General features: G+C 49.3%; 16 protein-coding genes and 1 other RNA gene. 11 read left to right on the plus strand and 6 right to left on the minus strand.

Annotated features, from left to right (window positions below; genetic code table 11):
- Window positions 1–49: 49 nt before the first annotated feature.
- Window positions 50–2,632 carry a calcium-translocating P-type ATPase, PMCA-type gene (locus tag P9B68_RS09350; protein WP_277668916.1) on the minus strand — a complete coding sequence of 861 codons (2,583 nt, stop codon included), beginning with the start codon at window positions 2,630–2,632 and terminating at the stop codon, window positions 50–52.
- A 92-nt stretch (window positions 2,633–2,724) separates the two neighbouring features.
- Between P9B68_RS09350 and P9B68_RS09355 the strand changes: the two genes are divergently transcribed.
- The 3 genes from P9B68_RS09355 (at window position 2,725) to P9B68_RS09365 (ending at window position 3,855) form a co-directional block, all read left to right on the plus strand.
- Complete coding sequence (locus P9B68_RS09355; protein ID WP_135658093.1) at window positions 2,725–3,246, plus strand: phosphatase PAP2 family protein; 522 nt, start codon at window positions 2,725–2,727, stop codon at window positions 3,244–3,246.
- A gap of 157 nt (window positions 3,247–3,403) precedes the next feature.
- Window positions 3,404–3,655 carry a DUF6514 family protein gene (locus P9B68_RS09360; protein ID WP_135658095.1) on the plus strand — a complete coding sequence of 84 codons (252 nt, stop codon included), beginning with the start codon at window positions 3,404–3,406 and terminating at the stop codon, window positions 3,653–3,655.
- A 44-nt stretch (window positions 3,656–3,699) separates the two neighbouring features.
- Window positions 3,700–3,855, plus strand: coding sequence for a rubredoxin (locus tag P9B68_RS09365; protein WP_135658098.1), 156 nt, complete (start codon window positions 3,700–3,702; stop codon window positions 3,853–3,855).
- A 273-nt stretch (window positions 3,856–4,128) separates the two neighbouring features.
- On the opposite strand, the gene ytvI is transcribed toward P9B68_RS09365, so the two are convergent.
- Window positions 4,129–5,250: a sporulation integral membrane protein YtvI gene (ytvI, locus tag P9B68_RS09370; protein ID WP_277668917.1), complete on the minus strand. Its 1,122-nt coding sequence runs from the start codon at window positions 5,248–5,250 to the stop codon at window positions 4,129–4,131.
- Window positions 5,251–5,381: 131 nt separating this feature from the next.
- Window positions 5,382–5,639 (minus strand): helix-turn-helix domain-containing protein, encoded by a 258-nt coding sequence (locus P9B68_RS09375; protein ID WP_407932286.1) that lies wholly within the window; start codon window positions 5,637–5,639, stop codon window positions 5,382–5,384.
- A gap of 405 nt (window positions 5,640–6,044) precedes the next feature.
- On the opposite strand from P9B68_RS09375, the gene P9B68_RS09380 reads away from it, so the two are divergent.
- The 5 genes from P9B68_RS09380 (at window position 6,045) to P9B68_RS09400 (ending at window position 11,458) form a co-directional block, all read left to right on the plus strand.
- Window positions 6,045–7,502 (plus strand): nicotinate phosphoribosyltransferase, encoded by a 1,458-nt coding sequence (locus tag P9B68_RS09380; protein ID WP_243112930.1) that lies wholly within the window; start codon window positions 6,045–6,047, stop codon window positions 7,500–7,502.
- A 55-nt stretch (window positions 7,503–7,557) separates the two neighbouring features.
- Window positions 7,558–7,900, plus strand: an RNA gene (gene rnpB, locus P9B68_RS09385) — RNase P RNA component class A.
- Between the two features lie 157 nt (window positions 7,901–8,057).
- Complete coding sequence (gene amrA, locus P9B68_RS09390) at window positions 8,058–9,443, plus strand: AmmeMemoRadiSam system protein A (RefSeq protein WP_277668918.1); 1,386 nt, start codon at window positions 8,058–8,060, stop codon at window positions 9,441–9,443.
- Complete coding sequence (gene amrS / locus P9B68_RS09395) at window positions 9,440–10,267, plus strand: AmmeMemoRadiSam system radical SAM enzyme (RefSeq protein WP_277668919.1); 828 nt, start codon at window positions 9,440–9,442, stop codon at window positions 10,265–10,267. The genes amrA and amrS overlap by 4 nt, the downstream gene beginning before the upstream one ends.
- 195 nt (window positions 10,268–10,462) lie before the next feature.
- Window positions 10,463–11,458, plus strand: a complete 996-nt coding sequence (locus P9B68_RS09400; RefSeq protein WP_207669543.1) for an SPL family radical SAM protein — start codon at window positions 10,463–10,465, stop codon at window positions 11,456–11,458.
- A 96-nt stretch (window positions 11,459–11,554) separates the two neighbouring features.
- Here P9B68_RS09400 and P9B68_RS09405 read toward each other — a convergent pair whose 3' ends face one another.
- The 3 genes from P9B68_RS09405 to P9B68_RS09415 all read right to left on the minus strand — a co-directional run bounded on the left by P9B68_RS09405 (window position 11,555) and on the right by P9B68_RS09415 (window position 15,981).
- Window positions 11,555–12,166: a DUF4430 domain-containing protein gene (locus P9B68_RS09405; protein WP_277668920.1), complete on the minus strand. Its 612-nt coding sequence runs from the start codon at window positions 12,164–12,166 to the stop codon at window positions 11,555–11,557.
- Window positions 12,163–13,626, minus strand: a complete 1,464-nt coding sequence (locus P9B68_RS09410; RefSeq protein ID WP_277668921.1) for an outer membrane protein assembly factor BamB family protein — start codon at window positions 13,624–13,626, stop codon at window positions 12,163–12,165. The genes P9B68_RS09405 and P9B68_RS09410 overlap by 4 nt, the downstream gene beginning before the upstream one ends.
- A 261-nt stretch (window positions 13,627–13,887) precedes the next feature.
- Entirely contained in the window at window positions 13,888–15,981 is a 2,094-nt protein-coding gene (locus P9B68_RS09415; RefSeq protein ID WP_135658115.1) for a glutamine synthetase III family protein, read from the minus strand.
- Window positions 15,982–16,349: 368 nt separating this feature from the next.
- On the opposite strand from P9B68_RS09415, the gene P9B68_RS09420 reads away from it, so the two are divergent.
- Genes P9B68_RS09420 through P9B68_RS09430 form a run of 3 tightly spaced genes read left to right on the plus strand, consistent with a single transcriptional unit; the run spans window position 16,350 to window position 19,387 of the window.
- Complete coding sequence (locus P9B68_RS09420) at window positions 16,350–17,444, plus strand: class II glutamine amidotransferase (protein ID WP_135658117.1); 1,095 nt, start codon at window positions 16,350–16,352, stop codon at window positions 17,442–17,444.
- Complete coding sequence (locus P9B68_RS09425; RefSeq protein ID WP_277668922.1) at window positions 17,444–18,952, plus strand: glutamate synthase-related protein; 1,509 nt, start codon at window positions 17,444–17,446, stop codon at window positions 18,950–18,952. The genes P9B68_RS09420 and P9B68_RS09425 overlap by 1 nt, the downstream gene beginning before the upstream one ends.
- 3 nt (window positions 18,953–18,955) lie before the next feature.
- Window positions 18,956–19,387 carry a 4Fe-4S dicluster domain-containing protein gene (locus P9B68_RS09430; RefSeq protein ID WP_277668923.1) on the plus strand — a complete coding sequence of 144 codons (432 nt, stop codon included), beginning with the start codon at window positions 18,956–18,958 and terminating at the stop codon, window positions 19,385–19,387.

Below are 19,387 nucleotides of genomic sequence, written 5' to 3' on the forward strand. Positions count from 1 at the left end.
GAAGGTCTTTATGTTATTTTGCGACAGGTGTTTGACTTTGGATTCGTTTTTATAACCTATGGTTGCTATTTCGAAATGTAATTGCCTTTTCGATTTCCACAACGGCGAGGGGGATAAAGGAAAGCGATGCGACAATCAGCCACTGATAGCCTGTGAGCATCGATGTTTTGAATATGACGGAAAGCGGTTTGATTACAATGACCGCCAATTGCAGGGCAACGCAGGCAATTGCGGCTAGCACCAGCTTTGGATTGGCAAAGATACCCGCTTCAAAGATGGAGCGGGTAGACCGCATATTAAACGTATGAACTACCTGGGAAAGGCTGAGAACGGCAAAAGCCATCGTGCGCCCGATAACCGGCGCGGATGGGTCAAGATCGAAATAAATACGGCCGATACTGTAAGCTAAAAGGGACAATGTTCCGATCAGACAGCCTTCAACGATGATGTTATAGCCCATCCCTCCGGAAAAAATGCTTTCATTGAGCTTTAGCGGCTTTCGGTTCATAATATTCTTATCAATCGGCTCTACGCCCAGCGCAAGCGCGGGGAGGGAATCGGTAACTAGATTTACCCATAAAAGCTGGATTGCCAGTAGTGGAGTGGGCAAACGCAGAAGGAAGCCGACGAACACCGTCAGGATTTCACCGATGTTGCAGCTAAGCAAAAAATGAACGGTTTTCTTAATGTTTTCATAAATGCCCCTGCCTTCGCGTACAGCAGCGACAATTGTGGCAAAGTTATCATCTGTCAAAATCACATCGGACGCCGCCTTGGCCACGTCAGTACCCGAAATACCCATTGCGCAGCCGATGTCCGCGGCGCGCAGGGCAGGGGCGTCGTTTACGCCGTCACCGGTCATAGCGACCACTTCTCCATGGGCTTGAAAAGCCTTTACAATCCTGACCTTATGTTCCGGCGAGACACGCGCAAATACGGTATAATCGTAGATGTTTTTTTCCAGTTCCTTTTGGCTGAGCGCGTCAAGGGCGGATCCCGTAATTACCCGTTTTTTTCCTTCGAGAATGCCAAGCTGCTTTGCAATTGCCGCAGCTGTGGCTGCGTGGTCCCCGGTAATCATGACGGGAAGAATCCCCGCTTTTTTACAGAGTTCCACTGCGGACTTTACCTGTGGGCGTGGCGGGTCAATCATTCCGATCAGGCCGCAAAAAATAAGGTTCTGCTCAATTTCTTCCGGCTTCTCGGGCAAAACGTCAACGTCCCGGTAAGCGACGCCGATTACTCGCAGCGCGCGTGAGGCCATTTCTTCGTTTTGCCGGGCTGCCCCGCTTGTGCAGTGGGTAAACAAAATATCCGGTGCGCCTTTTGCAATGATACGGAAGCGCCCTCCGCTCAAACGATGTACTGTCGTCATCATTTTCCGCTCGGAACTGAACGGGATTTCCCGTATACGGGGAAATTGGGCATCGAGTCTATTTTTTTCCGTTGGAGCCACCGCCACAATGGCGACTTCCGTAGGGTCGCCGTGAATCGTTTTGCCGCTGACAGTACAGTTGCAGCACAGGGAGGCAAGATCCAGAATCTGCCTGCCCTTTTCCGTCTGTATTTCAACCGGGCCGCTTGCATCTCTCAGTTCAACCACGCTCATCCGGTTTTGCGTAAGGGTTCCCGTTTTATCGGAACAGATCACGCTGGCGCTTCCAAGCGCCTCCACAGCAGGCATACGCCGCACGATTCCCCGGTTTGCCGCCATACGCCTAACGCCGATCGCAAGGACGATTGTAACAACGGCGGGCAGCCCCTCCGGAATGGCCGCGACGGCAAGGCTGATTGAAATGAGGAACATTTCAATGGGCGGGATATGCTGAAACAGGCCCATGATAAAGATGATGAGGCATATGACGAGAGCACCGCTGCCAAGCCAGTGCCCCGTTTGCGCCAGCTTCTTCTGCAGCGGGGTCTGGGGGGCAGACTGGTTAGTAATCATATGTGCAATTTTCCCCACATGCGTGTCCATTCCCGTAGCCGTAACGATGCCTTTGCCGTGGCCTGCGGCAATGGAACTGGTGGAATATAAAAGATTGTAGCGGTCGCCAAGCGGGGTATCGGCAGCACAGATGCAATCGGCGCGCTTTTCACTCGGAAGGCTTTCTCCGGTAAGTGCGCTTTCCTCTGCTTTTAAATTAACCGCTTCAATTAGGCGCAAATCGGCAGGAACCAGATCACCTTCGCGAAGAATGACCAGATCGCCGGGAACCAGTTCGGATGCCGAGATCCGTTGTTCTTCTCCGCCGCGAATAACATGCGCGTGGGGGCTGGAAAGCTTTTTCAAGGCTTCGATTGCTTTTTCCGCCCGGCTTTCCTGTACCAGACCGATAATTGCATTCATGGTTACAATAAATAGGATAATAATGGAGTCTATGTAGTCATTGTTATGTTCCAGGAAGGAAGTTATAAAGGAAATTCCTGCGGCAATTAAAAGGACGATGACCATAAAATCCGAAAACTGAGCGAGGAAACGAAGCAGCAAGCTCCTCCGTTTTGGCTGCTGTAGTTCATTCCTGCCGTGTTTTTTCAGCCGCTCGGCTGCTTGACCGGAAGAAAGGCCGGTTTTCATGTTTGTACCAAGTTTTTTTGCGCAATCCTCTTTTGTAAGGCTTTGCCATTCCAATTTTATCAACCCCCGTTTCTGTTTTAAAGTATATTCGAAAGGGGGCTAAAATATGGTATAATAAAACAACGAAACAGAAAGAGGTAGAAATATTGGATATTACAATTTTTAACTTTATCCAAAATCATTTTCATAATGAATTTACAGACTGGATTTTTCCTTACATTACCAGAATGGGCGATCGCGGGCTGATCTGGGTAATGGCCGCCTTTTGCATGGTTATTTCCAAAAAGTATCGGAAGAACGGAATCCTTCTTTTGGGAATCCTTGTGGTAACGCATATTTTAGGGGAAATGATGCTGAAGCCTTTGCTTGCAAGGCCCCGCCCTTTCGTAACGTATCCCGGTCACCAGCTATTAATCCCGGCGCCGGAAGGCTATTCCCTTCCCTCCGGCCATGCGGCATCCTCCTTTGCCGCCGCGTTTACCTTATGGAAAGCCAATAAGAATTTTGGGATTCCAGCTTTTTTCCTTGCTTTTCTTATTGCATTTTCCCGGACGTTTTTATTCGTACATTACCCTTCGGATATTCTTTGCGGCGCAATACTTGGAGTATTATGTTCGTATATTTTTATAAAATTTTCAGCTTTTTACGAAAAAAAGTCGAAAATTTGACTACTAAATATGGTTTTTGTTTACGTGATTTTTTGAATATATTGCGAAAATAAAATTTTGGTAATTAAATACGTTGATTCATATTGAATATTTTCGGTTCATGCATTATGATACAAGTAAAGTGTGATGTTCATTCACACAATAAAGGAGGAATGGGATGAAAAAATGCATAGGAAATATTGCGTTGAAAAACTGTACGCTTAAGTACTATGTCTTCGGAAACCGCAGCACGGGGTACGGAATCGAAATAAAGGTAACCCGTGTGGAAAAAGCAGTCCAGATCGTATCTTATGATTTTGGAAAGGTTATGGATGTAGCAAAAAAGCTGCGTTGCGGTTCAGTTTTTCCTACAAACCTAAGCGAAATTATTGAAGATGAAAATTTCGACGATTTCCAAAGCCCAAATTGATTGTGCTGACAATTGTCGAAAATTGATCGGGGAGGGGGAGAAAATTGAAATACATTTGCATTTCATGCGGCTATGTATACGCCCCCGATGCCGGGGCTCCTGAGAATGGAATTGTACCCGGGCTTTCATTTCAAGACCTGCCGGAAAACTGGACCTGCCTGGTTTGCGGGATGGGGATTGATATGTTCTCCGAAGAATAGTCCGGAGATCATTTTATGCGTACATTTTTAAGGCGATGTTTTTTCTAAACGCAGAACGGCTATGTAAGAGCCAAGAGAATTAGTGGGGTTGTAAAGGTCATTGAACGAAATTCATTTGAGAAAGTATTGGAAAGAATCTAATGTTATGAAAAAGTTGATAAGCGCGAAAAAAAGGGTAGTCGACTTTTGCCGGCCGCCCTTTCTTTGTTGTAATAAGTCACTCCATGGCGAAGCCAAGGAGCGAGGCTTTTCTTTCATAATTTTCGGGGAATTTCAGAATTGAATATTTTCATGGGTGTGATGTTCCGTCGGTTCTGTGGGAGCGGATTCCTGCTCTTCAAACAGGCTCGGAAGAATTTCCAGATGTGTCAGGATTTTGTAAAGAATCAGCAGTACGGAAAAGTAGATCAGCAGCCAGAAATTTTGGGCAACCAAAGAAAAATAAATAGCGGCGAGCATGGTCAAAGGATGAATATTGATGGAGGAAGAAATTATTTTCGGCTCGATCACCTGACGGATTGCAATAATCAAAAACCAGCATAAAAGCAAGGCTCCTGCCTTCAGGAAGCTGCCTTTTATCACATAGAAGAACGCCAGGGGGATATAAATCGTGCCGGGCCCCAAAACCGGCAGAACGTCCGCAATGCCGGTAATAATGCTCAGGACGAGGGGATACGGAATACCCAAGGCGAAAAAGATGATCAGGGTTTCAATAAATGTTATAAAGTAGATAAAAAGATAGGAGCAAATGTATTTTCCGCTTAAGCTTACACCATGCTGCGAAGCGGACCGGATATTAAATGCGGCGCTTCTCGAAAACAGGGACATAATATGCGATTTAATCCTGGTCATATCTTTCGAGAAGAAGTATGTTGACAAGATCATCACGATGAACATAGTGATGATGGCAGGCAGCGAGGTTAAAAAAGCAAGTATGCTGCCGAATATCGTTTTAATAATGCCTGCGCCGGATTGGGCGATGTTTATAATCTGCTGCTGATTTTGCTGTACGTATCTTGGATTGATTTTACTCAAATATTCGCTGGCTGTGCGGATCATCTGGTTGATTGGTTCGGTTACGGACCCGACGTCGGCAGAGATGTTGTTGAGCAGATGGCTGATTTCATTGATCAGCCAATAACCGATTAAAAACAGAATGCCGAACACAACACAGAAAGCAATCAGCGTTGCCACCGCGGCGGCCGCACCGGGCTTGAAATGCAGGCGCTCCTTTAAAGCATTTACAAGGGGCTGTACGGCAAGCGCCAGTAAAAATCCTGCGAAAAAAGGAAAGGTATATTTTAACGTTATCGCAAACAGAAAAAATACCACAGTATATTGGATAAAAAAGTAAAGAAGCGGCTTTAACCTGGTAAGCTGACGCTTTTCGAACAAATGAAAACCTCCTTGTTATTCACGGCATGAAATAGTATTATAATTATAATCGATCCGTGACAAAAAAGGAAGTAGAAAAAGAGCGCCCCGCAATTTGCGAAGCGCTTCATATCTTGCTTTCAAGAAAGCAATTATTTTTCTCTGCCCAGGAGCCAGTCAACGGACACGTTGAGGATGTCTGCCAAGGCGGCAAGCTCAAAATCTGTTACATACCGGATTTGCCCTTCTAATTTGGACAAGCCCGATGCATTCATATCAACACCGTTGACCTGAAGCTGAGCTAACAGTTCCTTTTGCTTCATACCCTGGTTTTTACGCGCCATCTCCACACGCGCACCGACCAAATTACGTGTACCAAGTGCTTGTTTGCGTAATCTCACTGAGTTCATCTCCCCCCGCATTAATTTTAAATTTACGCACAGTTATTATTCCATTTGCACAGCGCCATAACAAAATTTCCTGAAAATTTACATTGGTATGGAAATTTATCAGTATAAATTCTGTTAATATCTAATAGTATAATATTTTATTGTTTAAAATGCAATAAAATATTAAAAAAATTCACAAATAAAATCAATTATTTTTAAATTATTAATATTTTAAAGAAATTCTTATATCTTATTTGTTATTTTGCCTTAAGATTGATATAATATTCTTTAGAAATGGTTATAATTTTGTTAAAATTGTGCGCGAAAATCAATATTGTTATTATTTTAATTTGCTGTTGTTCTATAATATGACGAGGCGATAAGGTAGAGTTACAGCAAATTAATAATTTTATGGAGCTGAATAATATGAAAAACCAGAATGATTTGAAAACCAATCTGACCATGCTGACAGATTTCTACGAAATTACCATGGCCAACGGCTATTTTACAAACGGATATGCGGACACGATCGTCTATTTCGACATGTTTTTCCGGCGCGTTCCGGACGACGGCGGATATGCGATTATGGCGGGCGTCCAGCAGCTTATCGAATATCTTGAAAATCTTACCTTTACAAAAGAAGATATTGAATATTTGAGAGACTGCAAAATTTTTAATGAAGATTTTATCCGTTATCTAGAAAACTTTAAATTTAGCTGTGACGTATGGGCTGTTCCGGAAGGAACCCCCATATTCCCTGTTGAACCGATCATTACCGTGCGCGGGCCGGTAATTCAGGCACAGTTTATTGAAACCATGCTCCTGCTTACAATCAATCATCAAAGCCTGATCGCTACAAAGGCCAACAGAATTGTCCGAGCGGCGCAGGGAAGGGCGGTAATGGAATTTGGTTCCCGGCGCGCGCAAGGCGCCGACGGGGCGATTCTGGGCGCAAGAGCGGCCTATATCGGCGGCTGCTGCGGAACAGCGTGTACAATTTGCGACCGGGACTACGGCGTTAAGGCGCTGGGTACTATGGCGCACAGTTGGATTCAGCTTTTTGACAGCGAGCTGGAGGCGTTTCGCGCTTATGCGAGGGAATACCCAAGCCAGTGTACTTTGCTGGTTGACACCTACAATGTTTTAAAATCCGGGGTGCCCAATGCGATTAAAGTATTCAACGAGGAACTGGTTCCGCGCGGCTTCCGCCCGGCGGGAATCCGGATCGACAGCGGGGATATTACATATCTTTCCCGTAAAGCACGCAAGATGCTCGACTCGGCCGGATTTGAGGATTGTAAAATCTGCGCTTCCAATTCTCTCGACGAGTATATAATACGGGATATGCTTATGCAAGGTGCGTGCGTCGACAGCTTCGGTGTCGGCGAAAGGCTGATCACATCTTCCAGCGAGCCGGTTTTCGGCGGGGTTTACAAGCTCAGCGGGGTGGAAGATGCGCAGGGAAATATTATACCCAAAATTAAGATTAGTGAAAATGTGGCGAAGATTACGACGCCCTGTTTTAAAAATCTTTGGCGCTTGTACGACCGGGAAAGCGGAAAGGCGATTGCCGATGTCATTACGCTTCATGACGAAGTGATTGACGACAGCAAACCCTATGAGCTGTTCGACCCGGATCATATCTGGAAACGCAAGACGGTTACGAATTTCCGCGCGGTGGAGCTGCGCGAGAAAATATTTGAACACGGAAAGTGTATAGCAAAGCCGCGGGATTTAGATGAAATAAGGGAATACTGCATGAAGCAGGTGGACACGCTGTGGGAGGAAGTAACGCGTTTTGAAAACCCGCACCAATATTATGTGGACTTGTCGCAAAAGCTTTGGGACGTAAAAAACCGCCTGATTTCCGAGCACCGTTTTTAAGTTCCCAAATCCTGTCGGTTGACAGGCAGGGGAAAAACGATTAAAATAATGAATACGAGCAGGCTGAACAGCCGCGGGTATACTCCGAAAGGACGTACCCGAGGAAAGTCCGAGCTCCACAGGGCAGAATAACGGCTAACGGCCGCCGGGGGCGACCCCAGGGAAAGTGCAACAGAGATATACCGCCGGTAACGGTAAGGGTGGAAAGGCGAGGTAAGAGCTCACCAGCGCGCGGGAGACCGCGCGGCTCTGCAAACCCTATTCGGAGCAACACCGCAGAGGGACAAATGCGTCGGCCCGGCGCGTCCCGAGAAGGTGGCATTGAGCCGTGATGGCAACATCCGGCCAAGATAGATGGCTGTTCACGACAGAACTCGGCTTATAGGCCTGGTCGTATCTTTAAAAGAAAACCCGCTGATTCAGCGGGTTTTTTCATATTCTGCGGTTTATATTTACGGGTCTGCCTTTCAAACAAATTTCCTGATTATACAGCGGAATACGTGTTATAATGATCCTGTAACAGGTTCTTTTTTATACGGAAAGGAGACGGTTTTCATGTCGATTGTGGGTGCGTTTATTGTACCTCATCCGCCGATTATCCTGCCCGAAGTCGGGCGCGGAGAGGAACGGAAGATACAAAGGACGATTGACGCCTATCGGGAAGCTGCCCGTAGGGCCGCGGCGCTTCAACCGGATACCGTTGTGGTGACTTCGCCCCATGCGACCCTGTACGCGGATTACTTCCATATTTCCCCGGGCGAAAAGGCATGCGGCAATTTGAAAGCCTTCGGTATTCCCGGCGTTTCCCTGGAGGCACAATACGATAGCGCGTTTGTACGGGCGCTGGAGGAAGAAGCCGGAAAAGCGGGGCTCCCGGCCGGGACGTTGGGCGGGCAGGACAAAATGCTTGACCGTGGTACGCTGATTCCTCTGCGCTTTTTAAATGAGACGCCGGTCAGGTATCGGCTGGTGCGCATTGGCCTTTCCGGCTTGCCCGCGCTGGAGCATTACCGCCTTGGGAAATGCATTGCTCGTACTGCCGAAAAGCTGAACCGGCGGGTCGTTTTTGTTGCCAGCGGCGACCTTTCCCATAAATTGACGGCGGAGGGGCCGTATGGCTTTGCAGAAGAAGGTCCGGAATTTGACCGGCAAGTCACAGATGCGATGGCAAAGGGCGATTTCCTGCGCTTTCTCACTTTCCCTCCCGCATTTTGCGGTGCGGCCGCGGAATGCGGACTGCGTTCTTTTATGATTATGGCGGGCGCACTCGATGGGAAAGCGGTACGCCCGGAGCTTCTTTCTTATGAAGGGCCGTTCGGCGTGGGCTATGCTGTTTGCTCCTTTGAAATTGCCGGGGAGGACGACCTCCGTCACTTTGATGCCGTTTATGCAAAGAAACATCGGGCGCATCTTAACGCCGTGAAAGAAAAGGAGGATCCCTATGTCCGGTTGGCACGGCTTTCCCTGGAAACATTCATTAAAACAGGCATGCGGGCGAATATGCCCGACGGCCTTCCGGAAAAAATGCTTCAACAGCGGGCGGGCGTATTTGTGTCCCTGAAAAAATACGGGGAACTCCGGGGCTGTATCGGCACGATTGAACCGGTGACCGGCAACGTGGCGGAGGAAATCCTGCAAAATGCGGTCAGCGCAGGCGTGGAAGATCCGCGTTTTCCATCCGTAACCGCGTCGGAACTGCCCGATCTTGTATACAGCGTGGATGTGCTTGCGAAACCGGAACCGATTGCGTCCATTTCGGAATTGGATGTGAAACGCTATGGCGTGATCGTATCAAGCGGATATAAGCGCGGCCTTCTTCTGCCGAATCTGGAGGGGGTGGATACGCCGGAACAGCAGGTGTCCATCGCAAAGCAGAAGGCAGGGATTCACCGTGGGGAGCGCTTTTCGCTCGAACGGTTTGAGGTGGTGCGTCATACATGAAAACCGTATGTGAGGTGTGCCCCCATTTCTGCAATCTGCAAGAAGGGCAAACCGGCTTTTGCCGTGCGCGCAGCAATGAAGGCGGGAAAATCGTTTGCAAAAATTACGGCAGGCTGACCGCGCTGGCGCTTGATCCCATTGAGAAGAAGCCGCTGCAGCGGTTCTATCCGGGAAGCAGGATTTTGTCGGTGGGCAGCTACGGCTGTAATCTGCGCTGCTCGTTTTGCCAGAATTGCGAGATTTCCATGGCGGACGGGGAGCAAATTGAAACCGTCGAGGTCTCCCCGGCAGTGCTTGTGGGCAAAGCGCTGGAATTGCTCCCGCGCGGGAACATCGGGATTGCCTATACCTATAACGAACCGCTGGTCGGGTACGAGTATGTCCGGGACTGTGCGAAGCTTGCAAAGGAGCATGGCTTGAAAAATGTTGTGGTAACCAACGGGAACATCAATGAAAAACCGCTGCAGGCGCTTCTTCCGGATATTGATGCCATGAACATCGATCTGAAAGGGTTTACGGAGCGTTTTTACACAGCCATCGGCGGCGATTTGGAAACCGTTAAGCGTTCCATTCAAATCGCGGCGGAACGCTGCCATGTGGAGGTCACCACGCTTGTGATTCCGGGAGAAAACGACAGCGTGGAAGAAATGGACGCGCTTTCCAGATGGCTTGCCGGCGTAAGCCCGGAAATCCCGCTGCATGTTTCGCGCTTTTTCCCGCGTTGGCGGATGACCGACCGCGGTCCCACGCCGGTGGAAACGATTGATTGTCTGGCGGAAACGGCACGTAAAAATCTGCGGTATGTTTATAAGGGGAATTGCTGAAAAAAACAGAGGTCGGAAGGCTTTCCAACCTCTGCTTTTGTTTACTATGAGTATAATATAAATGATATATTACTAAAATTGATAACAAATGGGAGCCGGAACGGCCTTTTTTTGCCATCCGGCCGCCTGTAATCCGAAATGGCTTACATAAGAAAAGCAGCTTAAGTCATACTAATCCGGAGGAGGCGATCCGCCTTGTATCCGGAGCAGATTTATTACGAGCCTGCCGCGCTGGACTATCCGCTTGGCAAAGCCCTGCGCGAACGCTATTCCAACGCGCCGTGGATTCCCATAGAGAGCCATAACAAGATTGACGAGCTTCGCACCCGGCCCAACAGCGATTTTGCCCGCATGAAGCGGTATCTGGTTGTCGGGGTGCGCAAAACCCATAAGTATGTTCCAAACCATAAGGTTTCCGATTTCCTGGTGCCGTACACATCTTCCGGCTGCAGCGCAATGTGCCTGTACTGCTATTTGGTGTGTAACTATAATAAATGTTCGTATTTAAGGCTGTTTGTAAACCGGGAGGAAATGCTGCGAAAGCTCATGAAGACCGCTTTAAACGCGGACCGCGATCTGACCTTTGAAATCGGAAGCAACAGCGACCTGATACTGGAAAATACGATTACCGGCAATCTGCCGTGGACAATTGAGCAGTTTGCAAAATTGGAGAAAGGATTTCTTACCTTTCCCACGAAATTTGATTCGGTGGATTCCTTGTTAACGCTTGATCACCGTGGACGGGTGATTGCGCGGATGAGCGTGAATCCGCAGGAGATTATTTCGAAGGTGGAATTCGGAACATCTCCGCTTTTCAACCGGATAGCCGCGGTCAATCGGCTTGGTGAAGCGGGCTATCGCGTCGGGCTTTTGATTGCGCCGGTTATTTTGCTGGAAAATTGGGAGCTTCTTTATCGTGAGCTTCTGGATATTTTGGAGGAACGGCTTTCACCGGCTGTGAAAAAGAGCATGTTTATTGAAATCATTTTTATGACGTATAGCTACGTTCAGAATGCAATCAATACGGAGGCATTCCCAAACGCCGTACAGCTTTTTCACAAAGGGCAGATGACGGGCAGGGGACGGGGGAAATACTGCTATACTGCCCCTTTGCGCGCGTCGGGGGAGCAATTTTTAAGGCAGGAGATCGGCCGGCGCTTCGGGAAAAACAAAATCTTATATATTGTTTAAATAAAAAGGAGGAACTGCAAAACGAAAAACGGAGAAGTTCCTCCCTTATTATTTTTTGAGTTTTTTTAAGAAAATAGTCTGGAAAGGTACGGTGCCTTAAGCGCCGCAAATGAACAGCCACTGAATTTTATCGCCGTTTTTTAATTGATATTGGTTACAGCCTACAGGGGGCTGTTTTCCGTTCACCGTGTATGTCCACCCGCTGGATGCGCCGAAATCTTTTTCGTAGATATTGTGAATTCCTTTTATATAAATGGACTGATAAACAGGAGCAGAGGCGGATTCCATCGGAATGCCATTCGATTTCGTTTCGCGCAGGAGCACGTCGTAAACTGTCTCCCCGTTTTTGATTTCCACGCTCTTTTCCGCGAGGATAACCCCATCCTTTGGTACGAGAGAAAGTTTGTCTTCGCTAAATTTTTCCCGGTTTTTCAAAATATCGTTGCACGAGATAAACAATGTGCAGCGCAATTCCTTTTTTATCATTTTTGCGGAACCGGAAGAGGCCGTATTCGGCGCGGTCTGTGAAACGTTCGCGGAGAAAGCGGCGCCCGAAGTTTCCCCCTGGCCCGCTATTTCTGAGGAAATAGCGGAGCTTTCAGGTGCGCCCGCCGAGATTGCCGCATGCTGGGAAGGAAACTTCGCCTTACATCCGGAAAGAACGGCGAAAATACAGAACAGAGCAAAGATTTTTCTAATATATTTCACCGTTTGTCCGCCCCTTTATGGGTTATTTTTGTTTTCAGCAGGAAAGCCAGAGCTATGCCTGCCAAAATGACGGAGGCAATCCATACGGAAGCATTCTCCCCGGTTTTCAGGGCGGGCATAGCCGATTTGCTGCCGATTGCATATAGGTTTCCGCTGTCGTTGTAATAAAACAGCGTGCCGTCGGCGGAACAGGTCAGGCTCTGCGAACAGCTCTGCGCGGCGGAAGGGGTGAACAGCGTTTCATAGGAAGGCTTTGTCTGCCCCTCATGGTCGGAGATAACGTAGACACAGGAGGAATCCTTCGAGAACACGGAATTTTGGTCAGCCGTTCCGTATTTTGTAACGTAGATAAGCACCCGGTTCTTGTTTGCGGCGGTCGCGTAGGCGGTGGTGACCAAGGGGGAGGACTGGGACTGGATTCCCTTGATCTGGTAAATGGTTTTCAAATCCGCCGCGTTTAATACGGAGAAAGGCGTTGCGGCGCCGTAACCGCCCCCGGCGACATAGAGCCTGCCGTTGTATACGACGGGGCTGGAGGAGATGTTGTTTCCCAAAGCAGCGGATTTTAAAGCGGTGCCCGCGACGATCTGCCCATTCGCGTTCGCTTTTACCGAATAGATATAGCCGCTTTTTACGGAAACGTAAATCCTCCCGTTTGCATAGCAGGGAGTCGAATTCACCGGCCCGCCTGCTGAAACGGTGCTGACCGGGGAACCGTCCGCAAGGCGGTAGGTGGAAACATTGCCGGCTGTGTCTGAAACCGCGATGGCGGAGCCGACCACAGCGGCGCCGTTCCAGTAATAGCCTGCGGCCGCGTTTTCATGCTTCCAGGCGGTTTTGCCGTTTTCCGCAGAAAGGCAGGCGTACACGCCGGAATTGTAGGCATAGGTCTTGGGGTCCTGCGTATACGTTCCGAAATAGATTTTGTGGCCGTAATACATAATGGGAGAGGCAATCTGCTGTGCGGATGAACCGTAGGCGATGGTATCGCTCTGCCATACGGAGGCAAGGCTGTTCATATCGAATGCGGAAATCCGCACGCCGGCGGATGTTTGCTGCGGTACGAAAATCTTTCCGTCGCCGCAGGCGATTTGCGAATTATAAGGCGGGATATCCTTGCAGGAAGCGGATGCCAAAGTTTTACCAGTTTGTGCGTCCAACTTTAGAAGTGTGCCGCTGGACAGGGTCAGATATAGGGAATTGCCAACGGCAATCGGGGTGCCGCAGGCGTTGCTTTCCATTTTCATTCCATTGTATTCGCTGGTCGTACTGTGTTTTATTGACCACAGCAGCTTCGCGGCCGACGGATTTACCGGGGTTTTGGCGGCGGCAATGCCAGGAGTTTGCGGGGAACCTAAAAACTGTGGCCAATCCTGCGCGCTTTGCGCCGCGGCGCAGACAGATATGGAGAACACAAGTGTAATGGCGCATAGCGCCGATCGAATTCTTTTGGATTTCATGGTCATCCCTCCAACAAAATTATAACACATATGCTTTTTATTATGAGGGGATTGTTCCAGTATTGCAAGCAAAATAAACCATACAGCGGAAATGCCTGTGAAAATCTGGAAAATATAAAGGACGCGGCCTGCCAGACAAACCGCGCCCTTTATATAGGAAGATATGTAAAGATCTTGTACTTAAAAGAAACGGGGAACCTGCATCCTGATTCCGTCCGCGGACTGCAAGCCTTGGGCGGATCAGGAAGAAAACAGGAAGGTTTAGATTACGCTGAAAAGCAGATCACCGTAGGTCGGGTAAGGCCAGTATTTTCTGCCGACCAGACTTTCGATTTCATCCGCAATCGCGCGGGCGTCCTCCATTCGGGCAAAAACCGTATTGCGGTAATACTGCGCCTGCTCCAGAACATCCTTGAATTCTTTTTCCGGCTCTACGGAGCTTTTCAGCACAACGGTTTTTTTGTACAGCTCGGCGCTGAGCGTAGAAAGCTTCTTCAGAAGCGTTTCTTCCAGTTCGCAGCAGATATCTGCGCAGAGCTGCTTTTTATTGATGGCTTCCTTGCTGATATCCTTCATGTACGAACATGCCGCCGGGAGGATATCTTTTTTCACCATATCCACCATCGTCAACGCTTCAATATGGATTTGCTTGCAGTAATTCTCAAGCTGTATTTCGTAGCGGGAATGGATTTCTGTTTTAGAGAATACCCCTTGCTTTTCAAACAGTTTTACATTTGCATCGCTGATATAGTAGGGCAGGGCGTCCGCGGTGGAACGCAGGTTTAAAAGCCCGCGCCTTTTCGCTTCTTCGACCCACTCATCGGAATAATTGTTGCCGTTAAAGATGATGCGCTTGTGCTCTTTCACGGTCTTCCGAATCAGTTCCGTCAAGGTGCTGTTGAAATCCTCCGCCTTTTCAAGCTCGTCTGCAAAATCGCACAATGCGTCCGCAATAATGGTGTTGAGCATTATGTTCGGGCAGGCGATGGAAACCGTGGAGCCGAGCATGCGGAACTCAAATTTATTGCCGGTAAAGGCAAACGGGGAGGTACGGTTGCGGTCGGTGGAATCCTTCGGGAAGGTTGGTAGGACGTCCACGCCGATTTTCATGAAGGCTTTGTCCTTCTGCTTATAAGCCGTACCGTCTTCAATGGATTTCAGAACGCCCATCAGCTCGTCGCCGATGAATATGGAAACAATGGCCGGAGGCGCTTCGTTTGCCCCCAGACGGTGGTCGTTTCCGGCGCTGGCCACGGAAATGCGGAGCAGATCCTGATGTTCGTCGACCGCCTTAATAATTGCGGCAAGGAAAAGCAGGAACTGCGCGTTTTCACGCGGGGAGTCGCCCGGTTCCAGAAGGTTCACGCCGGTGTCGGTCGAAATACTCCAGTTATTGTGCTTGCCGCTTCCGTTTACGCCGGCAAACGGCTTTTCGTGGAGCAGACAGGTAAGGTTGTGCTTTGTGGCAACCTTTTTCATGATTTCCATGGTGAGCTGGTTCTGGTCGGTAGCAACATTGGCAGTCGTAAAAATGGGAGCGAGTTCATGTTGGGAAGGGGCAACTTCATTATGCTTCGTCTTGGCTAAGATACCGAGTTTCCAAAGCTCTTCGTCCAGCTCCTTCATATAAGCGGATACTCTCGGCTTAATGACGCCGAAATAGTGATCTTCCAGTTCCTGCCCCTTCGGGGGTTTCGCACCGAATAGGGTTCTGCCGGTGTAAATCAGGTCTTTGCGCTTCTCGTACATTGCCTTGTCAATCAGGAAATACTCCTGTTCCGAGCCGACGGTGGTAATGACGCGGTTTGCATCGGTGTTTCCGAAAAGCCGTAAAATGCGCATAGCCTGCTTGTTGATGGCGTTCATGGAGCGCAGAAGGGGAGTCTTCTTATCGAGTGCTTCCCCGCCGTAGGAGCAGAACGCTGTAGGGATGCATAGGGTGCCGTCCTTGATGAAAGCATTGCTCGTCGGATCCCAGGCTGTGTAGCCCCTTGCTTCGAAGGTGGCGCGTAGCCCGCCGGACGGGAAGCTGGAAGCGTCCGGTTCCCCCTTAATCAGCTCCTTGCCGGAAAATTCCATGATCACCCTGTCGTTTTCGACCGGATAAATAAAGCTGTCGTGTTTTTCTGCGGTAATCCCAGTCATCGGCTGGAACCAATGCGTAAAATGCGTAGCCCCCTTTTCAATGGCCCATTCCTTCATCGCATTCGCGACCACGTTCGCCACGCTGGGGTCCAGCGGCTTTCCTTCTTCCCTGGTTTTTTTTAGTGCTTTATAGGTTTCCTTAGGCAGCTTTTCCTTCATTACCGAATCGTTGAAAACCATGCTGCCGAACATTTCAGGAACTTTGCCCATGAATATCACTCCCTGCATAAATTTCAAAAAATAAAAAGGCACTATAGGGCCAAACCCTACAGCGCCTTTGCTGTTATGCGATTATTATATGACGTTCAGGGATAAATGTCAACTGAAAAAATCAAAATTTGCAAGATTTGATAATATTTCATGCAAAACTGGTTTATAACAGGCTTTTTTTATGACAGATTGCAACAAATTGCAATTTCGATCATATAATCATGCAATATGTATTGACATAGGCCTTATAAAAATATATTATGAATACCAAAAAGAATTTAATATGCATTATCAAAATGTAAAAATTGCATTATTGATATTGATAGTGTAAATGAATTTGCTAACAAAAATTGCAGGGGGCCAGTTTTATGCGATTAGAGGGAGATGTAAGGATACCTTCGGGCTGCGCCATATCAGGGATATTTTCGCGCAGCGGCAAGAAGTTGAACGGCGAAGCCATTATCCGTTCAATTTCCACTATGCATGACCGGAGCAACGGTTTGGGCGGCGGTTTTGCGGCCTACGGGATTTATCCGCGCAACAAGGATCTGTATGCCATTCATGTTTTTTATGACAGCGTCCGCGCGAAAGAGGAATGTGAAAAGGAAATTATGGCGAACTTTGACGTAACCGTCGCGGAGAAGATCCCCACAAGGAAAATGCCGATCATTACGGATGAACCCGCCATTTGGCGCTATTTCGGAATTCCGTTTGAAAAATTGCTGAAGGATACGCAGCTGGACGAAAGGGAATTCGTCGCGCGCTGTGTTGTTAAGATCAATACGCAGATAAAAGGGGCCTATGTGTTTTCCAGCGGAAAAAATATGGGCGTGTTCAAGGCGGTCGGCTTTCCGGAGGATGTTGGCCGGTATTACTGCCTGGACAAATATGAAGGCTACTGCTGGACGGCGCATGGGCGTTACCCAACCAACACGCCGGGATGGTGGGGCGGCGCGCACCCGTTTGCCATGCTGGATTATTCGGTTGTACATAACGGTGAGATTTCCTCCTATGACGCGAACCGCCGGTTCATCGAAATGTTCGGCTATAAATGTACCCTTCTGACGGATACGGAGGTCATCACCTATATCATCGACTATCTGAACCGCAAGCAGCACTTGACCCTCCACGAGGTGGCGGATGTGATTGCCGCCCCGTTCTGGAGCGAAATTGACCGGCTGCCGCAGAAGGAAAAGGAAAGGTTTACGTACCTGCGCAATGTCTATTCAAGCCTGCTTATCACAGGTCCGTTCTCCATCCTGCTGGGCTTCAGCGGCGGGATGATGGCCTTGAACGACCGGTTAAAGCTGCGTTCCATGGTCGTTGCCGAAAAGGGCGGCATGACCTACGTCGCAAGCGAAGAATGTGCGATTCGGGCGATCGAACCGAACCTGGATAAAATCTGGTCGCCAAAGGGCGGAGAACCGGTGATCGTAACGCTGAACAAGGGGGTGGATGCATAATGCCGATTGATTTTTTATATCCCGAATATGAAGTAATCCGCAATCCGCAGCGCTGCATTGCTTGCCGTGTCTGTGAAAGGCAATGCGCCAACGAGGTGCATTCCTATGATCAGGAACTGAACCTGATGAAGAGCGACGAATCCAAATGTGTGAACTGCCACCGTTGCGTAGCGCTCTGTCCCACTAGGGCGTTGAAAATTGTAAAAACAGACCATACATTCAAGACGAACGCGAACTGGACAAACGAGGTGATCGGCGAAATTTACCGCCAAGCCGGAACAGGGGGCATGCTGCTTTCTTCCATGGGGAATCCAAAGCCCTATCCGGTTTACTGGGATAAAATCCTGATTAATGCGTCACAGGTGACAAACCCGTCCATTGACCCGCTGCGCGAACCGATGGAAACCAGAACCTTTTTGGGCAAGCGGCCAGAAAAACCGGAGCGCAATCTGGACGGCACCCTAAAAACGGAAAACCTTCCGCCGAATCTGGGGCTTTCAGTACCGGTCATGTTTTCCGCCATGAGCTACGGTTCCATTAGCTACAATGCGCACGAAAGCCTTGCACGGGCCGCGCAGGAGCTTGGAATTTACTATAACACCGGCGAAGGCGGCCTGCACGAGGACTTTTACCGGTACGGCGCGAACACGATCGTCCAGGTGGCCTCGGGACGTTTCGGCGTCCATAAGGACTATCTGGAGGCGGGCGCCGCAATCGAAATTAAAATCGGGCAGGGTGCGAAGCCGGGCATCGGCGGGCATCTGCCGGGGGCGAAAATCGTCGGCGACGTGTCACGTACACGCATGATTCCGGAAGGCTCGGATGCGATTTCACCCGCGCCGCACCATGATATTTACTCGATTGAGGACCTGCGCCAGCTTGTCTACTCCTTAAAGGAAGCAACCGATTATAAAAAGCCGGTTATCGTCAAGATCGCGGCGGTCCATAACGTGGCCGCGATCGCCAGCGGCATTGCGCGTAGCGGTGCGGACATCATTGCGATTGACGGCTACCGCGGCGGCACCGGCGCGGCACCGACCCGCATACGCGACAACGTCGGTATCCCGATCGAGCTTGCGCTTGCGGCGGTGGACGAACGGCTGCGGCAGGAAAAAATCCGCAACAACGTTTCCCTTGTGGTCGGCGGGAGCATCCGAAACTCCGCGGATATTGTGAAAGCGATCGCTCTGGGCGCGGATGCGGTTTACATTGCTACGGCGGCGCTGCTGGCGCTTGGCTGCCACCTTTGCAGAAGCTGCCAAACAGGCAAATGCAACTGGGGCATTGCAACCCAGCGGCCCGACCTTGTAAAGCGCCTGAATCCCGATATCGGTTACAAACGCCTTGTCAACCTCGTTTCCGCGTGGCAGCACGAAATAAAGGAAATGATGGGCGGCATGGGCATCAATTCGATCGAAGCGCTCAAAGGCAACCGCCTGATGCTGCGCGGAATCGGACTCAACGAGAAAGAGCTTGAAATTCTGGGTATCAAGCACGCGGGGGAATAAGCGATGAAAAGAATCTATGTAAATGAGAAATGGTGCCTCGGATGCCATCTTTGCGAATATTACTGTGCGTTTGCCAATTCCGGAAGCGACGATATGGTAAAGGCGCTGAAGGACATTCGTATCCATCCGAGAATGCGGATTGAAGAAAAGCAGGGCATCAGCTTTGCGGTTTCCTGCCGCCATTGTGCGGAGCCGCTCTGCGTAAAAAGCTGCATTACCGGAGCGCTCCGTGCGGATAACGGCGTGATTGCGGTTGACAAGAACAAATGCGTCGGCTGTTACACCTGCATTATGATTTGCCCCTACGGCGCCATCATGCCGGGCGTCGACGGTAGCGTTGTTCAGAAATGCGAGCTTTGCACAAACAACGCGTTCGGCGAGCCGGCCTGTGTGCAGGGCTGCCCGAACAGGGCCATTGTATTTGAGGAGAGGTGA

The organism is Caproiciproducens galactitolivorans (assembly GCF_029266045.1).
Lineage (GTDB): Bacteria > Bacillota > Clostridia > Oscillospirales > Acutalibacteraceae > Caproiciproducens > Caproiciproducens galactitolivorans.

Coding starts and splice junctions, on each gene's coding strand:
- P9B68_RS09410 (WP_277668921.1), bottom strand. CDS start 13,626: ATGAAATCCAAAAGAATTCGATCGGCGCTATGCGCCATTACACTTGTG.
- P9B68_RS09360 (WP_135658095.1), top strand. CDS start 3,404: ATGAAAAAATGCATAGGAAATATTGCGTTGAAAAACTGTACGCTTAAG.
- P9B68_RS09420 (WP_135658117.1), top strand. CDS start 16,350: ATGCGATTAGAGGGAGATGTAAGGATACCTTCGGGCTGCGCCATATCA.
- P9B68_RS09375 (WP_407932286.1), bottom strand. CDS start 5,639: ATGAACTCAGTGAGATTACGCAAACAAGCACTTGGTACACGTAATTTG.
- amrA (WP_277668918.1), top strand. CDS start 8,058: ATGTCGATTGTGGGTGCGTTTATTGTACCTCATCCGCCGATTATCCTG.
- P9B68_RS09415 (WP_135658115.1), bottom strand. CDS start 15,981: ATGGGCAAAGTTCCTGAAATGTTCGGCAGCATGGTTTTCAACGATTCG.
- amrS (WP_277668919.1), top strand. CDS start 9,440: ATGAAAACCGTATGTGAGGTGTGCCCCCATTTCTGCAATCTGCAAGAA.
- P9B68_RS09430 (WP_277668923.1), top strand. CDS start 18,956: ATGAAAAGAATCTATGTAAATGAGAAATGGTGCCTCGGATGCCATCTT.
- P9B68_RS09425 (WP_277668922.1), top strand. CDS start 17,444: ATGCCGATTGATTTTTTATATCCCGAATATGAAGTAATCCGCAATCCG.
- P9B68_RS09380 (WP_243112930.1), top strand. CDS start 6,045: ATGAAAAACCAGAATGATTTGAAAACCAATCTGACCATGCTGACAGAT.